The following is an 18968-nucleotide window of genomic DNA, read 5'->3' as shown; positions in this document are numbered from 1 at the left end:
TATATGAACGCTGAAGTGACTCAAACGAATAATTCGAATAACAGCGGTAGCAATTATTCAAATAACAATTCCGATAATCGACCTTTAATTCAGAGTGAAGGCGGATTATCGCTGGTCGATATTTTAGAAAATGTTTTTTTCTTTCGTTGGTTTTTCTTTGCCACTTTTGCGCTAATTACTGCGATAGCGATTGTGTATGCTTTATTGGCTGCACCGGTTTATAGAACGGATGCCCTGATTCAGGTAGAGGAAAAGAAAGGTTCTAATTTAGGTGCTCTGAGTCAAATAACCAAGGCTCTCGATATACAGCAGTCACCAGTATTAGGGGAAATTGAGATCCTACGTTCGCGCACAGTGATTGGTGAGGCAATAGAAGCAACAAATGCTAATGTCTTGATTGGTATAGATAATCGTCTGCCACTAATTGGAGGTTGGTTATCCAGAATATTAGATAAAGATGCGGATGGTTTAACAAAACCATTGTGGGGCGAAGGGCAAAGCTCTTCAATCGCATGGGGTGGTGAGGTAATAAAATTAGTAGAAATATTAATACCTCAAAAATTGTACGGTCAAATGCTTTTGTTAAAAGTTGGGCAAAATCAATCATGGATTTTAGAAGATAACTTTGGTAAGGTACTACTTAAAGGTCAGGGAACAAAAGCATTTCACAGTGATGATCAGCAACTTAGTTTGACTTTAGAAAGCTTAAAGGCAAGAGCCGGCACAGTCTTTAAAATCAAAGTAACATCTCTGCAATCAAGTATTATAAATATTTTAAACAGGATGACAGTCGCAGAGACTAAGCGTCAATCAGGAATTATCAAACTTACGCTAGAGGGAACAAATTCAGGCGCGACAAAAGAAATGCTAAGTGCAATTGTCAATTCTTATGTAACAAGAAATATCAGTCGCCGGTCTGAAGAGTCAGAAAAGAGTTTAATTTTTTTAAATAGTGAGTTACCTCGCCTTAAGAAAAATTTAGAAGCGGCAGAGCAAGATTTAAATACCTACAGAAAGAATTTTAAAACGGTAGATATTCCAAGTGAGGTAAAAGAGTTGTTAACGCAATCAACAGCGCAAGAAAAGGCACGTTTAGACTTAGAACTCAAAAAGAAAGAATTAGAATCACGTTATCAACATGATCATCCTTTACTCAAGGGGCTTAATTTACAGTTAGCGCAATTAGTGAATCAGTCTGCACAGATGAATCAAGAACTGAGTAAGCTTCCTCAGGTGCAGCAAGAATATTTACGTAAAGAACGTGATGTACAGGTAAATAGTCAACTGTATGTTTCTTTACTGAATAACGCGCAACAATTACAAATTGCCAAGGCAGGTACTGTTGGTAACGTTTTTGTAGTAGATCCACCTGTAAATCCAGAAAAGGCAGTACGGCCAAATAAGCCGTTGATTGTAGTTATTGGAGCATTACTTGGTATTATTTTAGGCTTTTTAGTATGCCAATTAATTGCAACTTTATCTGGCTTAATACGAGACCCTAAAAAGTTAGAACAGACTGTATCATTACCAATTTTAGCAATTTTACCCATTGCACCAGATCAAATTGAGCATATAGAAAGAACAGAAGATAAAGGGGTATTTATGCTCTCACAAGAGAAATCCACATCCACTCCAGTAGAATCCTTGCGCTCCTTAAGAACTTCTGTTTTATTTAATTTATCTGAAAAAACACGGTCAAAAGTAATTCTGATTACTTCTGCAGTACCTGGGCAAGGAAAGAGTTTTATTTCATCAAATTTAGCATTTCTATTAGCTTCTACTGAAAAGAGAACACTTCTGATTGAAGCGGACGTTAGAAAAGCAACGATGCGAAGGTATGTTAAGTTTGACCCAATAAAAGATCTAGGCTTAACCAATTTTTTACAAAATCTAGTTCCGCTTGAAGGTGTTATCAAGCATGATGTTTATCCATATTTGGATTTTGTTCCAGCAGGAAAAAGGATTAAAAATCCAGGTGACATACTTTCGTCAGATAGAATGCTCACAATGATTAATCAATTAGCAGAAAAATACGATTATGTTGTGATTGATTCACCACCTTTATTGCCAGTGAATGATGCCAGGGCATTAGCAAAAGCTTCAGATATGATTCTGTTTGTTGTTCGACAAGAAATGTGCAGTACGAACGAGGTTTTAGAAGCACTAAATTTACTAGATAAAGGTGGTTCTAAAGTAGATGGTTTAGTTTTTAATGGATTTATTCCATCACAAATCAAGTATGGCTATAACTATGGTTACGGCTATGGCACCTATAAATTATTAGGTCGATATGGTAAGTATGGCTATGGTAAGTATGGCTATGGCAAAGAGTATCGTTATGGAAGCTATGGAAAATCTAATGATGATTCAAACCAAAACTAAGATGATTAAATGTCATTTTTTTCGCTATCAATTAAATATATATAAAGTATTTAAATATTTTATGTTAAAGCACTTTAATCAAAAGTTCCATAAATAATATAAGATAGAACTACCATATTTATGGAAAATCAACAAATAAAAATGATTAATTTCGAAACTTTAAAAGAAAGTTGAAATGTTAACAAAACTTACAATTTAAAGAATATTTAAGATCTAAATAAATAGACGATAAAAAACATATAATCATAATAGTGTATCGAAAGAGTATTACTAAAACAGAATGAATAAATTAAAAAACTCCAAAACTTTGAGCATAGAATTAAATCAAATTAAATTAGCTATTATTGGTCTAGGTTATGTAGGATTACCATTGGCTGTGGAGTTTGGGAAAAAAAGAACCGTAATAGGTTTTGATATTAATCAAAATCGTATTGAGCAATTGCGATCATGCATAGATATAACCTTGGAAATAAATGAAGAAGAGTTATATGAATCTAAGCACCTTTCCTTTACAACTAACTTAGATGATTTGAAATTATGTAACTGCTTTATTGTGACCGTTCCTACGCCAATTGATGAACATAAAAGACCCAACTTAACTCCTCTTATTGAAGCATCGCAAACTATTGGTAAAGTTTTAAAAGTTGGTGATATTGTTATTTATGAATCAACTGTTTATCCAGGTTGTACCGAGGAAGACTGTACGCCTGTTCTTGAAAATTTCTCAGGCCTAAAATTTAATCAAGACTTTTTTGTAGGGTATAGTCCAGAGCGTATTAATCCAGGAGATAAAGAGCATCGCTTGATAAATATTAAAAAGGTTACCTCTGGATCCACGCCTGAGACCGGAGAAATAATAGATGCTTTATATAACCAAATTATTACTGTGGGCACCCATAAAGCACCCAGCATTAAGGTGGCTGAAGCTGCGAAGGTGATTGAGAATACTCAGCGAGATCTTAATATTGCCCTTATTAATGAATTAGCATTAATATTTAATAAGATGGGAATTGATACTGAAGCAGTATTACAAGCTGCAGGAACAAAGTGGAATTTTTTACCATTTCGTCCAGGCCTAGTTGGAGGACACTGTATAGGAGTTGACCCTTACTATTTGACGTACAAGGCTCAATCAATTGGCTATCACCCTGAGGTCATTCTTGCTGGTAGGCGGACAAACGATGGAATGGGTGCATATGTTGCCAGTCAAATAGTTAAGGCAATGAATAAAAAAAATATTCAGATTTATGATGCAAAAGTATTAATAATGGGCCTAGCTTTTAAGGAGAATTGCCCTGATGTAAGAAACACTAAGGTAGTAGATATTTACCGGGAACTATTAGATTACAGCTGCGTAGTGGATATATTTGATCCATGGGTAAATCCACAAGAAGCTTTCAATGAGTACGGCATAAATTTGGTCACACGCCTAAATAATCAAAATTATGATGGGATCATTATAGCGGTAGCTCACCAACAATTTAAAGAGATGGGAATTGAAAAAATAAGATTACTTGGGAAATCAACTCACACTCTATATGATTTGAAATATATTTATAGTGCTGAGCAAACCGATTTACGACTTTAATGAGGAAAAAATTTTGACGGCATATGAGAAACTCATTAATAGATTAAAAAAAGAACAACATACTTGGTTAATTACAGGAGTCGCTGGCTTTATAGGAAGTAACTTATTAGAGATGCTATTAAAACTTGATCAACAAGTTGTAGGACTTGATAATTTTTCTACAGGATATAAGAGAAATCTCGATGAAGTAAAAACTCTTACAACACAAGACCAGTGGAATAGGTTCAAATTTATAGAAGGAGATATTCGAAACCTTAGTGTTTGTCATAAAGCATGTGAAGGGGTTGAATATGTGTTGCATGAAGCTGCTTTAGGTAGTGTTCCTCGAAGCATTGAGGATCCAATAACAAATAATGAGGTCAATATTTCTGGCTTTTTAAATATTTTGGTTGCATCAAGAGATGCAAAAGTAAAAAGATTCGTATATGCTGCTAGTAGTTCTACATACGGGGACAATACAGATCTACCAAAAGTAGAAGAAAAAATAGGAAGTCCCCTATCACCATATGCTGTAACGAAATACATAAATGAGCTATACGCTGAAGTATTTGGAAGCACTTATGGGATCGAAACAATTGGACTAAGATATTTTAATGTTTTTGGTCCAAGACAAGATCCTAATGGCGCATATGCTGCAGTAATACCAAAATGGATTGCAAGTATGATGAAAGATGAATATATTTATATAAATGGAGACGGTGAAACTAGTAGAGATTTTTGCTTTATTGCCAACGTTCAACAAGCAAATCTACTGGCGGCATTTTCTACTAATTTACAAAAATTCAGTGAGGTATACAATGTCGCATTAGGAAATCGGACAACACTAAATCAACTATACCAAGAAATTAGTTTAAATCTAAAATTGAAGCAAAATAAGTTAATTTACAGGGACTTTAGAACAGGTGATGTTCGACATTCACAGGCTAGTATAAGAAAAATTCAAGAAGATATGCAGTATGTGCCATCACATAACATATCACAGGGACTAAAAGAGTCGATTGAATGGTATCAAAAAAAATTACTAATCGATTAAGTGTCAAAATTAAGTAAATTTTATAAAGTTATAAATAAAATATTAAATTAAAATTATTGGAAAATTAATAGTAGAAAATAAGGCCAATAATAATTAAAAAAACTTATTTATTTTTAAAAATCAAGTTAAAATTAAATGAATAAGACATTATCAGTTGAAGAATAAATGCAAGATAATTATTAATCTGATTTGTAAAGTGGTAAAAATAAGCATTATAAATCTTGAGGATTAATAAATGCCAAATCAAAATTAATAAAAAATTTGAGACATTAAAATTTGTTTGTATAAATTAGAAAGTGTGAAATATTCTTGATTGGATATTTGGAGTGGTGTGAAACAAAAAAATCGAGAAATCAATGTATTTGCTATGTATTAATAATATTTATATACTTTTGCTTTTAATCTTATTTAAAAAATAAGCATAACTAATATATGGTAAGTATTAAAAGAGATAAATACAATAAGTTATTTTAGAGGTTGTGGCCTGAAAAATTATAAATTGTAATAAAATCATAAAATACAATCTTTATAAAAAATTTAATATATATTATTTTCAAAACGAATAAAAATTATCAAAGACATTAGTAATATCCCGATGTTAATATATTTTTGGAAAATTTAGTGAAACATATTTATGAATCTAATTAAAGTTAAATTGACCTATTAAACCTAAAATAAAATAAGGTATTAAAGATTTGTATGAAAAAAATATGGAATTAATAAAAATACATCTAAAAAAAAATGAAAAAATATTTATGTTGTACTTAACAAGTTGGTTTTTTTTGGAAAGCCAACTATTAGGTTTAGTGAACATAAATATTGAAGAGGAAAAAATAATAAGAATTATTAGTACGCTAATTTCATTAATTATTTATTTAAGTTATATTAAAAAAAATAATTATGACGAAAAGCTGATGATATTAAAATATTTAAGCTTATTCTATACTTCTTGGGTAATTGCAATAACAGTTGGAATGATTAAGTGGGGCGGAGGGCTTGCATTTGGTGAAATATCAAGATTTATAACTTTCTTACCATTAATAATGATTGTATCAGAAGGATACAGAAGGATATTAAGATATTGGCTCATAAATATCTTTAGGTATATAGGTTATTACTTCATGATAATAACTATATTATTTGTAGGGTATGATATTCAAATGCCTGGCTATTCAGAGTTAGAATCATACGATAAGATTGGTTTGCATATAGTGCCAGTAACTGTTTTTAATGTGTTATTAATAATAGAATTATATAGAATAAATGCAAGATTAAAGAAAATAATAATAATATTACTGATATTTATATGTGGGTGGTATGAGGGGCATCGAAGTTTGTTAATAATGAACATTGCAATATTGTTAGGTTATTATTTAGAAAAAAATAATATTAAAAATATAGGTAAAGTATTATTAATAACGATAAGTGTTTTTATAATTATGTTTAGTAATATATTTATAGAAAATATTACTACTGAAAATTATTTCGGTAATGAATCTTTAATCTCAAGAAGTGAGATTAATAAAAATAGATACGAAGATGCCTTAGATAATTTAATGCTTGGTGTTGGATTAGTAAGTAATGAATCAAGCATTTCAAAATCATACGAGTATAATTCTTTGAGTAGGTTTGATGAAACAGTACGAGTTATAGATGGTGGATTCTTAGATCTAGCTCTGAAATTTGGAATTATAGGAACTTTAATTTATTTTATATCGCTTTATGTTAATATAAAAAAAATCAATAGTAGGAATTATATTAATGCAGCAATTATTTTAATTTACTTTGGAGCAGGGTTTACACTTTCATTATTTACATTTTATTTTGGGATTTTTTTATTATATTCTTCATTAACAATTACATATTATGAAAAATAAATGCATTTTAATTTTGGAGGGGTTAACTATAATAAGAGCTTTGGAAATTGATATATTAAAAAATTTAAAAATTGAAATCAATGGACAGTGGCTTGATTTAGGATCTGGAATTAATGGTTCACCTGAATATAATTATTTATGTAAAAATAAAAATGCAAGTGTAGTAAATTCAGATATAAATGCTACGAATAATACTTATTACATTAACTTAGAGGAGAAATTACCTTACAGTAATCAAGAATTTGAAGGGATATCATTGTTTCATGTCTTACAATACATCTATAATAGTGAAAACCTGATTAAAGAACTATATCGAGTATCAAAAAGTACTATATTAATAGTTACACCATATTCGTTGAATTATGCCCCAGAGAATGGAGTTGATCTTTGGAGACCAAGAGAAGATTACTATAATAAAGTGCTAAGTACTTTGTTGCTAACTGAAAAAAAGGTAATACCAATATTACACGGTCCATTTATATACTTATTAAGTATTATAGAAATATACTTTCTTAAATATAGATATGTAAGATTTATATTATTTATTTTTTTTTATTGTTTAGATTTGGTAATTTATAGAATATTACCAAAAAAAACAAGTATCTATGTAAGTAACAGGTCTGTTATTGGATATGTTGTTTATGGAAAAAAATAATATAATTATTCACCTATTGCCTTCTATATCTGAATATGGAGGAACTGCAAGAAGAGTACTAGATTTAGTTGAGAAAAATAATAATTTACATAAAATATTTTTATATGATGTGTGGATGGAGGAAGATACACAAAAATTACAAAAATTAAAAGAAAGTAATAAATTAAAAGATATTCTAATATCAGAGCAAAAAAAGTCAATCATATTTTTTTTATATCAATTATTGAAATTAAAAAAACAAAAAAAGGAAATATTTTTAGTTTCATATTTTCCAAGAGGTTATTTATTCGGATATTTTAGCAGACTATTTAAAATAAGTAAGTCATATCATATCTGTTTAACAGGAATAAATTATAAAAAAACAGTTCAACATGAAATTTTATTCAAATATTTATACACTAAATCTAATGGAATAATATCAAATAGTAAGTATACATTAGATAAATATTTGGAAAATGGTTATATTAATAAAAATTCGACTATACTCTACAATCCTGTAACAAAGTATATAAATAACTATACTAAACCAAAAACTAAAGTAATAGGAGCATGTGGCGGATTAACTAAAATTAAAAATTATGAAAGTCTAATATTGGCATTAGATAAATCAATAATTATTAATCAAAATTGTAACTTAATACTTTTGGGCAATGGACCTCATAAAGAAGAATTAATGATGTTAATTTCAGAGGATTTAAAAAACAACATTATATTTGAAGGGTATCAAATCTTAAGGGATAATTTAAATAGATTTAGTATATTTGTTCACCCATGTGAAGTAGAGGGATTTGGACTTGCTCCAATTGAGGCAGCACTTTCTGGTTTGGAAGTAATCATATCAGATAAGGGAGCTTGTCAGGAAATAATTGGACATTTGAATAATGTCCATATTGTAGATACAAAAAATTTAAATTTAATTTCGAAATCAATAAAAAGTAACATTAATAAAAATAATTCAGACTTTGAACAGATTAAAACTATTCGAGAAGAGCTCTCAATTAAAAATTATAGTAATAAATTCGAAATGATTATTATTAATGATGAATAAGAAAATTGTTATATTAACGAACATTCCCACCCCATATAGATCTAAATTATTTGATTTATTATGTGAATCAAATATTACTGTTATCTATTGTGCAGAAGTTGAACCAGATCGTTTATGGACAATCCCTAGGATAAATGATCATAACAATTATATTTTAAAGAAAAGTAAACAAATTAAAGGTAAAAATGGCTTTTATTTTCATTTAAATTTTGAAATATTTAAAGTTCTTAACAAAATTAAACCGGAAATTTTGATAATCACATCTTTCAATCCAACAAATCTTATAGCAATATTTTGGGCATTTTATAATAAAGGGAAACTCATTTATTGGACCGATGGCACTCTTGATTCTGAAACAAAGATTGGTTTTATAAGAAAATTAATTCGTAAGTTTTTATTTCGAAAATTTTCTTCATATATTTGTACTGGATTAGGCGGGAAAAAACTTCTCAAAAATTATGGAGTTTCTAATAATAAAATATTTTATAGTAATCTCTGCGTCGATAATAAACTTTATCAATTTCATAAATATGAAGATAGAGAGTTTGATATTCTATACTGTGGAAGAATAGTTGATAGAAAATTGCCAAGAATGTTTGCTGATATATGCAATGAAGTAAATAAAATAAGAAAAATTAGAGTTCATATTATCGGTGATGGTGAATGTAGAGAAGAGTTGTTGAATCTACTTAAAACTTATAGTGTTGATTTTTACTATAGTGGCTTTGTTCAATCAGATCAGTTAGTTAAATTGTATGGCACGTCTAAGATATTACTATTAACATCAGAGTTTGATGCTTGGGGATTGGTAGCAAATGAAGCTTTAGCTAGCGGTACTCCAGTTATTATTTCAAATAAAGCTGGAGCAGCGAATGATTTGGTAGCTAATGATATAAATGGTTATGTTTTAGGAAATAATGATATTGAAGAGTGGAGAAATAAAGCGCTTAAAATTTTAAATAATAAACATTTATGGCACAAAATGTCTTCGAATGGTGTTCAAATTGTAAATCATTTTAATTATGATAGTGCTCTAAAAGGTATTGTTGATTCTATAAAAATATTAAACAGATAAATTTAAATGTATATATTAAAAGGAGCAATCTCAGGATTAACAAATTCTTTTGGAAGTATATTAATTTCTTTAATTGGCGGTTCTTTTTTATTTAGATTAATAGGGCATGAATATTATGTTCAATTTATATATTTAAATGTTATTATTTTTGTTTCAAATTTATCTGATTTTGGATTCTCGAAAAATTTTATAAACATTCTTATTAAGAATAATAACTTTAATATTAAAAAGCATTTAAATGAATTTTTTTCTGTTACTTTATTATCTCAGTTGTTATTATTTTTTGTATTGCTTGTCCTATATTTATTAATATATCGCAGTAACCTAAATGATAATTTAGTAATAAAATTTATATTTGTGGCTTTTATTTTGAATGGAGTAATTAATTTTAATAAAGCTTTAATTGAATCTCAATTAAAGCAGTATATAAACGAGTATATATCACTTGCACAAACATTATTACTTATTTTATTTCCTATTATTTCAATTAAGTTTGTGCCTACGATTAACCCAATCACGGGTGTAATTATTGGCTTATTTTTTATAGCCATAATTCAAATGTATTTCCTGAAAAAACATTTCTCATTAATTGATATTTATTTCAATAATACTTTATCAACATCTTTTATTCCATCATTAAATAATTATTTTAAGTTTGGTACTGTTGGTATTCTTAATCAGATAATACAGCCAATACTAAGATTGGGGATTGGTGGATTGTATGGATCTAATTCTTTAATAATAATTGATTTTATATTAAAGTCCTACGAGGGCCTTTCATTGATATTGACCTCTATTTATACATCATTCTTTTCCGCAATCTCTAAAAGAAATTTTCAGGATAAAGACAAAAATATATTAAGCTTATTTGTTTTATGTACATTCCTATGTTCCATTTTTTTTAGTATTTTATTTTATATTTCCTACAGTTATATCTATGAGTTATATTTCGATATTAAACTAAATTTATCTTTGTTAATTATCTCTTTAGGATTATATTTTAGACTTTCTTATTCCTATGTTGAAATCCCTTTTAAAATCGCATTAGCTAATAATAAATTTAATATTATTTTAAAATCAAGAATCTTTCATTTATTTCTTATAGTATTGTTATTTCCTTTATCTTTTTATTGTAAACTTGATTTATCATATTTTATTTTATTTTATGGATTATCTTATTTTATATCATCACTTTTTTTCTATAATGTTAAAATCACAACTAATAAAAATATTATCAATATACTTTACTTCTCATTTTTAAATATTTATAAATTATTTTTTTTCGAAAAGTGGCAAATAGGATTTTACAAAAAATATACATCCAATATATCCAATATTTCAATTAGTGAATTTAATATTAACGACTTTATTTGGTTTCCAAACCCTAAACATACGTTATTTACTGCCGACCCGTTTATTTTTAGTTTTGAAAATAAGACGTATATAGTTTTTGAACGTATGGATTTGAAAAGTTATAATGGTGTTATCTCAATCGCAGAAATTAATGTGGATTCCCCCAACATTGATAACTATGTAGATCTCACAAGTTGTACCCATCACCGATCATTTCCATTTCCAATTACTATCGATGGTAATATTTTTTTAATTATAGAAGAAAAATCATTAAAGCAATTATGCCTCTATAGATTACACTTATTCCCTTTTCGCTTAGAATTTATTAGATATTTTTTTACGAATGTAGAATATGCAGATTGTCAAATTATATTTAACAATAATTGTTATTTAATTTTTGTGTACGATTCTAATTTTGATCTTAAAATTTATTCTGTTATGGATATCTTTAACGATATACCTAACGAAATTTTTTATTTTGAAAATTCTAACCTTGCTTTAAGAGGTGGTGGTTCTGCTTTTTACAATAATGATTTATATTACAGATTTTTACAAAATTGTACTGAAGACTATGGTAAGTCTATAATGTTAAATGTTGGTAGATTTAGTAATGGAAACTTTACATCTCACAACATATTTTTAGATTTTAATATTAAGACTTCTAATTCTTTTAAATATCATACTTTTAGTATCGATAAGAATCTAGTTGTTATTGATAGATCTAAAATCTCTTTTGCATTTATTCATTTCTTTTATCGTTTTAAATATTTATTGTTGAGTTATAAATGAGAATTTTATTAGTTCATAATTTTTATGGTTCCCGAAATCCATCAGGAGAAAATATTGCTTTTTTAAATGATAAAAATTTATTAATTGAATATGGTCATAAAGTTTCTACCTTTACATGTTCAAGTGATGCCATAAGAAGTGATAATATTCTATTTGGCTTTTTAGGTAAATTAATTGGTGGTTTTTCTACCCCATTTAATATTTTTTCTGCTTTTAGATTTAAATTGATTGTTTCAATTTTTCGTCCGGAAGTAATTCATATTCATAATGTGTTTCCATTAATATCTCCTTCGATTTTTTATTTTGCACCAAAAAAAATTCCTATTATTGCAACACTTCATAACTATAGATACTTTTGTCCTGCTGCAATTCCTCTTAGAAATAATCAAATTTGTACTCTTTGTATTGACAACAAATCACCATGGTTTTCATTAGTTTTTGGTTGTTATCGTAATAGTAGGGTTGCAACTTTACCGGTAGCTATTTCAGTTTGGTTTCTTAGATTTTTTAATGTTCTCAATAAAAATATTACTACATATATTGCTTTTTCTCATTTTCAATCTAATTTGTTGACCCGAGCGGGCATATCATCTTCATTAATTAAAGTTAGGCCTAATTTTTATTCAGGTAATTCAAATTATATTGAATGGAATAAAAGGAGAGATTATATTGTTTATGTTGGAAGACTGTCGGAAGAAAAGGGAATTGTTACTCTTATTAATGCGTGGAAAATTTGGGGTGATAAAGCTCCTGAATTAAGAATCATAGGTGATGGTGTTTTACAGCATAAAATTAAAATTCTCCTAGAATCCTTTCCACATAACATTAAATTACTCGGATATTTAGATGAAGTATCCATTAAAGAGCAAATAGGTAACTCTAAACTTACAATTATTCCATCAGAATGCTATGAAGGTTTCCCAATGGTGATTGCTGAATCTTTTGCTTATGGAACACCAGTCGCTGTTTCAAATCTAGGCCCTTTACCTGAAATTGTAACTGACCATCAAAATGGTATTTTATTTGATCCTTTTTCTCCAAACTCTTTATTTATCAAAGTTAGATCTTATTGGCTAGATCAATCATCACTTGAGTTATTATCAATTAACGCTTACGCAACTTTTATAAAATACTATACTTCTGAAACTAGCTATAAAAAACTTATGAATATTTATATAAATGCTATTAATATAAAGTCTTAATAACTTTACTCTTTAATATGTAATAAATGAAGATAGGTGCAGAAATGAATGTTCTTTTCCAAAGTCTTTTAGGTTCTTGAATTAATCTTGAAAACCATTCTAATCCTATATTAGTGAGTAATATATTATTTCTATTTACATTACCACAATAAAAATCAAAAACTGCTCCAATTCCGGCCGCAAACCTAACGTTCAAAATTTCTATGTTATTGTATATCCATTTTTCTTGTTTAGGTGCTGTCATTGCAATCCATAATATATCGGGTTTACAAATGTTGATGTATTGAACCATATTTTTATTTTCCTCAATAGTAAATTCGTCAACAAATGGAGGTGATAGACTCCCTGCAATTTCAATATTAGGATAATCTAGTTTATATTTTTCAATTACTTTGTTGAGTGTGATATCAGAACTACCTAAAAAAAACACTTTAAATCCCTCTTTCGCATTAATATAATCACTTAATTCATAAAATATATCTGATCCTGTTATTCTTTTTTTAATCTTTCCTCCAAGAATCCTAGAACCAAGAACTATTCCTACTCCATCAGGTACTAGAATTGCTGCCTCTCGGAGTGATTCAGCAAATAATAAATCTTTTAAACTAATAGCAAAAGAGTGTGGATTAAAACAAGCTAAGTACTTTTTTTGCTTATTATTTATTGTTGAAAATATCAAATGTACACATTCAATGATTGTTAGAGTACAAACATCATAGCCAAGAATATTTTCCTTTTTAATTTCTTTTTTCTTAATCATAGCTTTATTTGTTAAAAAATAACCTTTTTAATTGATAATTTAGATTTAAACAGTTTTTATAATCTTATTTGATGATGTTAATCATTTTGTAAAAAATTCAAAATCTGGTGATCTGTTAGCCAAGTAGAGTTATAGAGTGGATACAACCTATTTAACTTAGCCCCACCATCGCGAATCAAAGGATTCCATAAAATCGTCGCCGTATCATTACTAAACTTCGTAAAGAACGCATCGAACGGTATTGAAACATAAATCCCCTTATCAAAGCTACCTTCACCAAACTGCTCAGCTGAGACATTCGTTCTCGTAAAGTAAGCACCCATCTTCACACCATTCGAAAATGCCTTTGAAACATCTACGGTGTATCCACGATCCCCAGCTAAATACTGACCGTAACTCACTTTAGCTAAAACATCTTCCCACCCTGTTTGCCAGTAACCAGTAATGTGACCAGTTGTCACCTGATAATCTAAAAAGTTAAATCGTTGATCAAAATCTCTCTGACGTACTTTATTTAGATCTATGCCAAGAGCTAAAGGACTATTCAGTGGACGATATAACCACTCCCCACCAACACCACCATACATCATCTCTAGCATTCCGCCATAAGCACTGAAATAATGACTATCGCCAAGCTTGGCGACTTGAGTGGCTTGTAAATTTGGCACTGTTAACCTATTCGAGGTTAAATACTCCCTCATATAAGTACGTACCCTAGGTAGGTTACTAGGAGCATCATAAGTGAATTTGTCGTAATTATCTAAGACTCTTAGACTACTAACACCTCTAATCCAAGCCCCATCCCAAAGTTGTAAATCTGCAGTACCTAAGGCAGAAAGTGCAAATAAGTATCCATTAGGACCCCCAATGGTTTGTTGATAACCTATATCAATACCACCAGTTAATCTGCGTGCATCAGGAGCTTTTAACAAATAATTGTCCTCCTGATTATTAGGATTTAGTTGTGACGCAGTCGATGAAGAAGACTTAGAGGATTCAAGTAATTCAGAGGGATATTCAGAGACAACTGCTTCAGCTAACTTTGACTTACTAGGTCCTAATAAAGAGATATTTTTCATCATCCAGGCTTGACGATTGTAGGTTTGCTTTATCAAAGGCAACTGATGTTGTTGATACTTGACCACAAATTCTGTAACAGAGGTGGGGGCATCTCTGTGCAAAACAGAAATCACACGATTCATTCGCTCTTTTAGATAAACACCATTCACTTCATCGAGAGTAACTATCCAGCTCCGATTTCTTTGCTCAATTTGTACTAAACGCCAACCACTTTGCGAACGAATATCCTCAGATGATTTTGCAATATCCAAGGAACTATCCATTGGAACATTCTTCATCGTTACAACAGGAGAGCCTGGTTTAGAAATTCCACCACTATCGCTAATGAATTGATTATTTGGCTCATTCATCACCTTTTCATTAACTAGCGCAGTATTCGAAGAAACTTGTTTCGCAGGGATAGTAGCTACAGAATCTACCTCATTTTGTAAAGGATCTATATTTGCGATAATGAATTCATTACTTGGTGGACTAATGGGTCGATATGCAATCGGAACAGCTGGAGCTTCCATCAGTTTCGGAACTGATAACTTGGACAAGTTATCGAAAATAGAAATAGATATCATCGCTGTGTTTCCACGTTCAACCCCAACCGTCAAGTTGGCATTATTCCAACGGTAAACAGCGCCAAAGTTGATGGGACTGCGTTGTTCTAATATCGAATTAAAGGGTTCCCTTTGATAATTATTTCCATCCAATTCAAGTTTTAAAGTCAAATTGGGATAAGGGGTTTGGTATTGGACACCGCCAATTAAAGCAGTAGGTCCATGAAAATAAGTACCAAAAGAGAAATTACCACCTGAGCCAACATCAGTTGCAGGTCGAGAACTAAAACTCGAGCCAAAGACTGAAAATGGATTCTTGAAATTACCACGATTACCTAAATAGCCCCAAGCAAGGCCCGCACTAAAATCAAAATCGCCATAACGTTTACTTGCTACTACATACTCACCTGAGAATAAGCCTGTTCCAGCTAAATCTCGAATACCAATGGCTACATCGGGTAATAGGACCGTTTCTTGTAAAACCCGAACTTTTAAATCAATACTTTTATCAACGTATGATTGTGCGCCTGAAAAATTAGTTGGACCGTAAGCCACATTCCCATCATTAGAATACCTAAAAGAAGTCTCTAGCCAATTAAAAGGTTGCAAAGCAAAGTTGTAGTGCGAATAGGGTGTTGTATGCGAATAACCAAAAAGTGCACTGCCCGCTGGCATCATTCGGGCAGTAGGAGTCTGCAACAAACCAATACTGCCCCAGTCACTTGCAATCACTGCAGAATCCTTAGGTTGATATTTCTCACTTTGATCCAGCTTAAGATCAAACACAATATCTTCTACAAAAGTACGATCAGCTTTCACAAATTCAGAAATACCTACCTGGTCAGATGGTCCCTGTGTTGCTAAGAAAGCAGCAAAATCAGCAGAGAATTTTTCGGAATAATAGGCAAATTCATAACCCGGGCCATTACTCTTCGAAGAACCAGATGTATTCCAAGGAAGTTGCTGGGTCAATTGATCAAGACCTTTGTGAGGAGTAGGTACCCAAATCCAACTTCCAGCCGCAGGATAATTTTGCGTCTTTGCATTCCAAGAAGACAAACTAACTTTTTCTATCGCACCGTCAGCTTGAATGACCCATGCCCAATCAGGTTTTGTACTTGAATTCGAACACAGTTTTGTATAGTGAACAGCATAAACACTCCGCTTAAAAGGGATGACACAGACTCGACCATCCCCCTGAATAAGCGTTACCGTATTCTTTCTTTCGGGATTTTTTAAACTATCTTTAGAGCTAATAATGGGGTCTTGCTGTGGATGAATTTCTAACCATCTAGGATCATTCGCTGGCAATAAAACTCGACCAGTTACAGGTAGACTTTGTATTACTGTTGATAAATTCGCAATGCCAGAGACTTTTAGGGAGGGAGTATTTTTAGTCCTTGAGTCTAGGGCAGTGACGTTATTCGCATTCTTACTCGGAATGCTTTGTAAATTCGATAAATAATTTAGTAACTCATCTTTGAGTTGTTGTTGTGCTGAAATTTCACTGGGAGTATTCCACATCAAACCTTGCAGATTCATTTTTTCGCCATCTTTAGTAAGAAGCGAAGGATTATCTTTACCAATGACAACACTCATTCGATCAGCAGTCTTGACATCAAACGACTGTGCATAAAGACTGGGAGATAGAATAGAGAAGCTACTGAGACACCATGGAATAAGTGCCAACAACTTTGTAGCAAGAGACTTTGAACGAATCAAGTTTGAGTTCATCGAAGATTGATTCTGAACAATCTTCAATGAAAGAGCTTTGCGTACTTTGGATGTTGGCAAGTTTTTTTTCATGGTTGAAGTGGCCAAGGCATCCAAGTAATACAAAACTGATTAGAGAAGCATTGTTGACCAATGATTTGCTGATAGGTATCTTTGTTTTTAATGAAGCCATACCAGCCAAAGCTAGCACCTTTTTTCTTAAAAAGATCTTCTGGTTGCGGTGTTTCTGAGACCCAAATCAGATTTTTATTTGCGAGGTATTTTTTAAAAGAGCTGGGAATAGTTTCTGGTAAGGTTCCAGAAACCATCGTGGAAACTGTTGCTGAGATTCTTTCATCGCGCATGACAAGATGGCTAGGTATTGAGATGTAAGACTGGGTAGAGAAATATTTCTTAACCCCAAATAAATTAGAAGAAGAGGAGTTCGTAGCCTGTTTGTTTGAGACAGAATTAATTTGATTTGAAGAAAATGCATTGTTCAAAATCATCTCTAAATTTGGTGCATCTTTTCGGGAAAGTTCCTGCCAATTTTGGTCGAAGCCAACGCTTCCCAGATACCTACCTGCTTGGATGCGCATAATCGAACCATCACTGCTGTACCAAACATCAATTGGACCACGAGGATCTTGATCAACATACCCTTTAACTAATAACGCATCTAAGCCACCCAGATTGACGCGTAAATAAACGAGATTATTTTTCAGCGGACTTTTCTCAATTAAAGCGGCATCATCTCTAAAACCAAGTTGCATGGTTTTCCAAGCTGCATCAGATTGAGACGAGCAGCCATGCAAAAATGAGCTTAAACAAACAACAAGAAGGGGAAGAAAAAATCGAAGCAAAAATAGACCTAACAGAGAGCCAACAGCTTATCTATTTTCAAAGATTGCTTGGCTAGAAAGACAAATAAAGTATTCAGAAAGTAAATGCAATGAAATTAACCTGTAAATACCTCCATAAGAGGTATTTACAATCAGCAATATTTACTGAACGGTACCTGTCGTGCCGGTTGTGTTGGAGTTATTGTTTGCTGCATTCGCTGCTGCTCCCACTGCTGCTGCTGCCGCAACGGTTGCACCGACTGCTAAAGCTGCCGTTGAGACACCTAATGCCCCTGCTGCTGCTGCCAAACCACCGGCTGCTGCTGCACCAGCCCCAGCCGCCGCACCTGCAGCGGCTCCAGCTGCAGCTGCAGCAGAACCACCAGCGGCAGCCGCTCCAGCACCTGCTGCCGCACCAGCAGCTGCGCCAGATCCAGCAGCGGCACCACCAGCCGCAGCTCCTGCGCCTGCTGCACTAGAACCAGCTGCTGCACCAGCCCCAGCACCTGCTGCTCCACCACCAGCTCCAGATGCTCCAGCTGCCGCACCTTCAAGTTGAGCAAACGAAGAAGAGCTAAACGCACAAACTAATAAAACAGCTAAAAATTTCTTCATGTTCTTTTCCTTTTAACCAATTAGATAAATCATTTGTATTAGTTGATTCTAACAAAGTAATTATTTAATTTCTAACCTTATCTTCAGAGATTTATCCTAATATAGGGAAATCCAAGCAAAAAGTCGAATCCTGAGTTATCTTTAAGGAACAAGGTAGCGGCAGAAGTAAAGCAAATTATTTTGATCTGAGATAAAAAATCAAAATTACCCAAATTTAATGGATATAAAAATCCGATGTCCACATCAGTTAATGAAAAAAATTATCTGATTTAGTTACGAAAGCTAATAATTTTTTCTTTATTTAATCAATTAAATAGAGGCTGTAAATAATTTTGTGTAAGTTGATATTTTGTATTAATCTGCCAACAATGGCAACAAAATGGAAACTTGCAAGATGGACAAAGCGAAATT

General features: G+C 31.4%; 13 protein-coding genes. 9 read left to right on the top strand and 4 right to left on the bottom strand.

The window, feature by feature from the left end; translation table 11 throughout:
- Positions 1-3: 3 nt before the first annotated feature.
- From B8983_RS13420 to B8983_RS13380, 9 genes are all read left to right on the top strand, one after another.
- The gene (locus tag B8983_RS13420) at positions 4-2382 is read left to right on the top strand and encodes a polysaccharide biosynthesis tyrosine autokinase (RefSeq protein WP_084285992.1); all 2379 of its coding nucleotides are present in this window, start codon (positions 4-6) and stop codon (positions 2380-2382) included.
- Positions 2383-2695: 313 nt separating this feature from the next.
- Positions 2696-3970, top strand: coding sequence for a Vi polysaccharide biosynthesis UDP-N-acetylglucosamine C-6 dehydrogenase TviB (tviB, locus tag B8983_RS13415; protein ID WP_304442187.1), 1275 nt, complete (start codon positions 2696-2698; stop codon positions 3968-3970).
- 13 nt (positions 3971-3983) lie between these two features.
- Complete coding sequence (locus tag B8983_RS13410) at positions 3984-5003, top strand: NAD-dependent epimerase/dehydratase family protein (RefSeq protein WP_084285984.1); 1020 nt, start codon at positions 3984-3986, stop codon at positions 5001-5003.
- Between the two features lie 710 nt (positions 5004-5713).
- Positions 5714-6880 carry a hypothetical protein gene (locus B8983_RS13405; RefSeq protein ID WP_084285981.1) on the top strand — a complete coding sequence of 389 codons (1167 nt, stop codon included), beginning with the start codon at positions 5714-5716 and terminating at the stop codon, positions 6878-6880.
- Positions 6870-7535 (top strand): class I SAM-dependent methyltransferase, encoded by a 666-nt coding sequence (locus tag B8983_RS13400; RefSeq protein ID WP_084285979.1) that lies wholly within the window; start codon positions 6870-6872, stop codon positions 7533-7535. The genes B8983_RS13405 and B8983_RS13400 overlap by 11 nt, the downstream gene beginning before the upstream one ends.
- Entirely contained in the window at positions 7522-8583 is a 1062-nt protein-coding gene (locus B8983_RS13395; protein ID WP_159460911.1) for a glycosyltransferase, read from the top strand. Before B8983_RS13400 ends, B8983_RS13395 begins: the two co-directional genes overlap by 14 nt.
- Positions 8573-9658: a glycosyltransferase family 4 protein gene (locus B8983_RS13390; RefSeq protein WP_084285973.1), complete on the top strand. Its 1086-nt coding sequence runs from the start codon at positions 8573-8575 to the stop codon at positions 9656-9658. The genes B8983_RS13395 and B8983_RS13390 overlap by 11 nt, the downstream gene beginning before the upstream one ends.
- Positions 9659-9664: 6 nt before the next feature.
- Entirely contained in the window at positions 9665-11800 is a 2136-nt protein-coding gene (locus B8983_RS13385; RefSeq protein ID WP_084285971.1) for a glucosamine inositolphosphorylceramide transferase family protein, read from the top strand.
- Entirely contained in the window at positions 11797-13002 is a 1206-nt protein-coding gene (locus B8983_RS13380; RefSeq protein ID WP_084285969.1) for a glycosyltransferase family 4 protein, read from the top strand. The genes B8983_RS13385 and B8983_RS13380 overlap by 4 nt, the downstream gene beginning before the upstream one ends.
- On the opposite strand, the gene B8983_RS13375 is transcribed toward B8983_RS13380, so the two are convergent.
- The 4 genes from B8983_RS13375 to B8983_RS14060 all read right to left on the bottom strand — a co-directional run bounded on the left by B8983_RS13375 (position 12986) and on the right by B8983_RS14060 (position 18557).
- Positions 12986-13762 (bottom strand): WecB/TagA/CpsF family glycosyltransferase, encoded by a 777-nt coding sequence (locus B8983_RS13375; RefSeq protein WP_084285967.1) that lies wholly within the window; start codon positions 13760-13762, stop codon positions 12986-12988. The genes B8983_RS13380 and B8983_RS13375 overlap by 17 nt on opposite strands.
- A 77-nt stretch (positions 13763-13839) precedes the next feature.
- Positions 13840-17193, bottom strand: a complete 3354-nt coding sequence (locus tag B8983_RS13370) for a YjbH domain-containing protein (RefSeq protein WP_084285965.1) — start codon at positions 17191-17193, stop codon at positions 13840-13842.
- The gene (locus B8983_RS13365; RefSeq protein WP_084285963.1) at positions 17190-17873 is read right to left on the bottom strand and encodes a hypothetical protein; all 684 of its coding nucleotides are present in this window, start codon (positions 17871-17873) and stop codon (positions 17190-17192) included. The genes B8983_RS13370 and B8983_RS13365 overlap by 4 nt, the downstream gene beginning before the upstream one ends.
- 231 nt (positions 17874-18104) lie before the next feature.
- Positions 18105-18557, bottom strand: coding sequence for a hypothetical protein (locus B8983_RS14060; protein WP_159460910.1), 453 nt, complete (start codon positions 18555-18557; stop codon positions 18105-18107).
- Positions 18558-18968: the final 411 nt, after the last annotated feature.

It is taken from the genome of Polynucleobacter kasalickyi, assembly GCF_900176405.1.
Taxonomy (GTDB): Bacteria; Pseudomonadota; Gammaproteobacteria; order Burkholderiales; family Burkholderiaceae; genus Polynucleobacter; species Polynucleobacter kasalickyi.
Note: the sequence above shows the minus strand (reverse complement) of the source record. Positions and strands in the feature narration are given on the sequence as shown.

Excerpts from the sequence above, each read along its gene's own strand:
- B8983_RS13420 (WP_084285992.1), top strand. The coding sequence starts at position 4 with ATGAACGCTGAAGTGACTCAAACGAATAATTCGAATAACAGCGGTAGC.
- B8983_RS13405 (WP_084285981.1), top strand. The coding sequence starts at position 5,714 with ATGGAATTAATAAAAATACATCTAAAAAAAAATGAAAAAATATTTATG.
- B8983_RS13400 (WP_084285979.1), top strand. The coding sequence starts at position 6,870 with ATGAAAAATAAATGCATTTTAATTTTGGAGGGGTTAACTATAATAAGA.
- B8983_RS13395 (WP_159460911.1), top strand. The coding sequence starts at position 7,522 with ATGGAAAAAAATAATATAATTATTCACCTATTGCCTTCTATATCTGAA.
- B8983_RS13390 (WP_084285973.1), top strand. The coding sequence starts at position 8,573 with ATGATGAATAAGAAAATTGTTATATTAACGAACATTCCCACCCCATAT.
- B8983_RS13385 (WP_084285971.1), top strand. The coding sequence starts at position 9,665 with ATGTATATATTAAAAGGAGCAATCTCAGGATTAACAAATTCTTTTGGA.
- B8983_RS13380 (WP_084285969.1), top strand. The coding sequence starts at position 11,797 with ATGAGAATTTTATTAGTTCATAATTTTTATGGTTCCCGAAATCCATCA.
- B8983_RS13375 (WP_084285967.1), bottom strand. The coding sequence starts at position 13,762 with ATGATTAAGAAAAAAGAAATTAAAAAGGAAAATATTCTTGGCTATGAT.
- B8983_RS13370 (WP_084285965.1), bottom strand. The coding sequence starts at position 17,193 with ATGAAAAAAAACTTGCCAACATCCAAAGTACGCAAAGCTCTTTCATTG.
- B8983_RS13365 (WP_084285963.1), bottom strand. The coding sequence starts at position 17,873 with ATGCAACTTGGTTTTAGAGATGATGCCGCTTTAATTGAGAAAAGTCCG.
- B8983_RS14060 (WP_159460910.1), bottom strand. The coding sequence starts at position 18,557 with ATGAAGAAATTTTTAGCTGTTTTATTAGTTTGTGCGTTTAGCTCTTCT.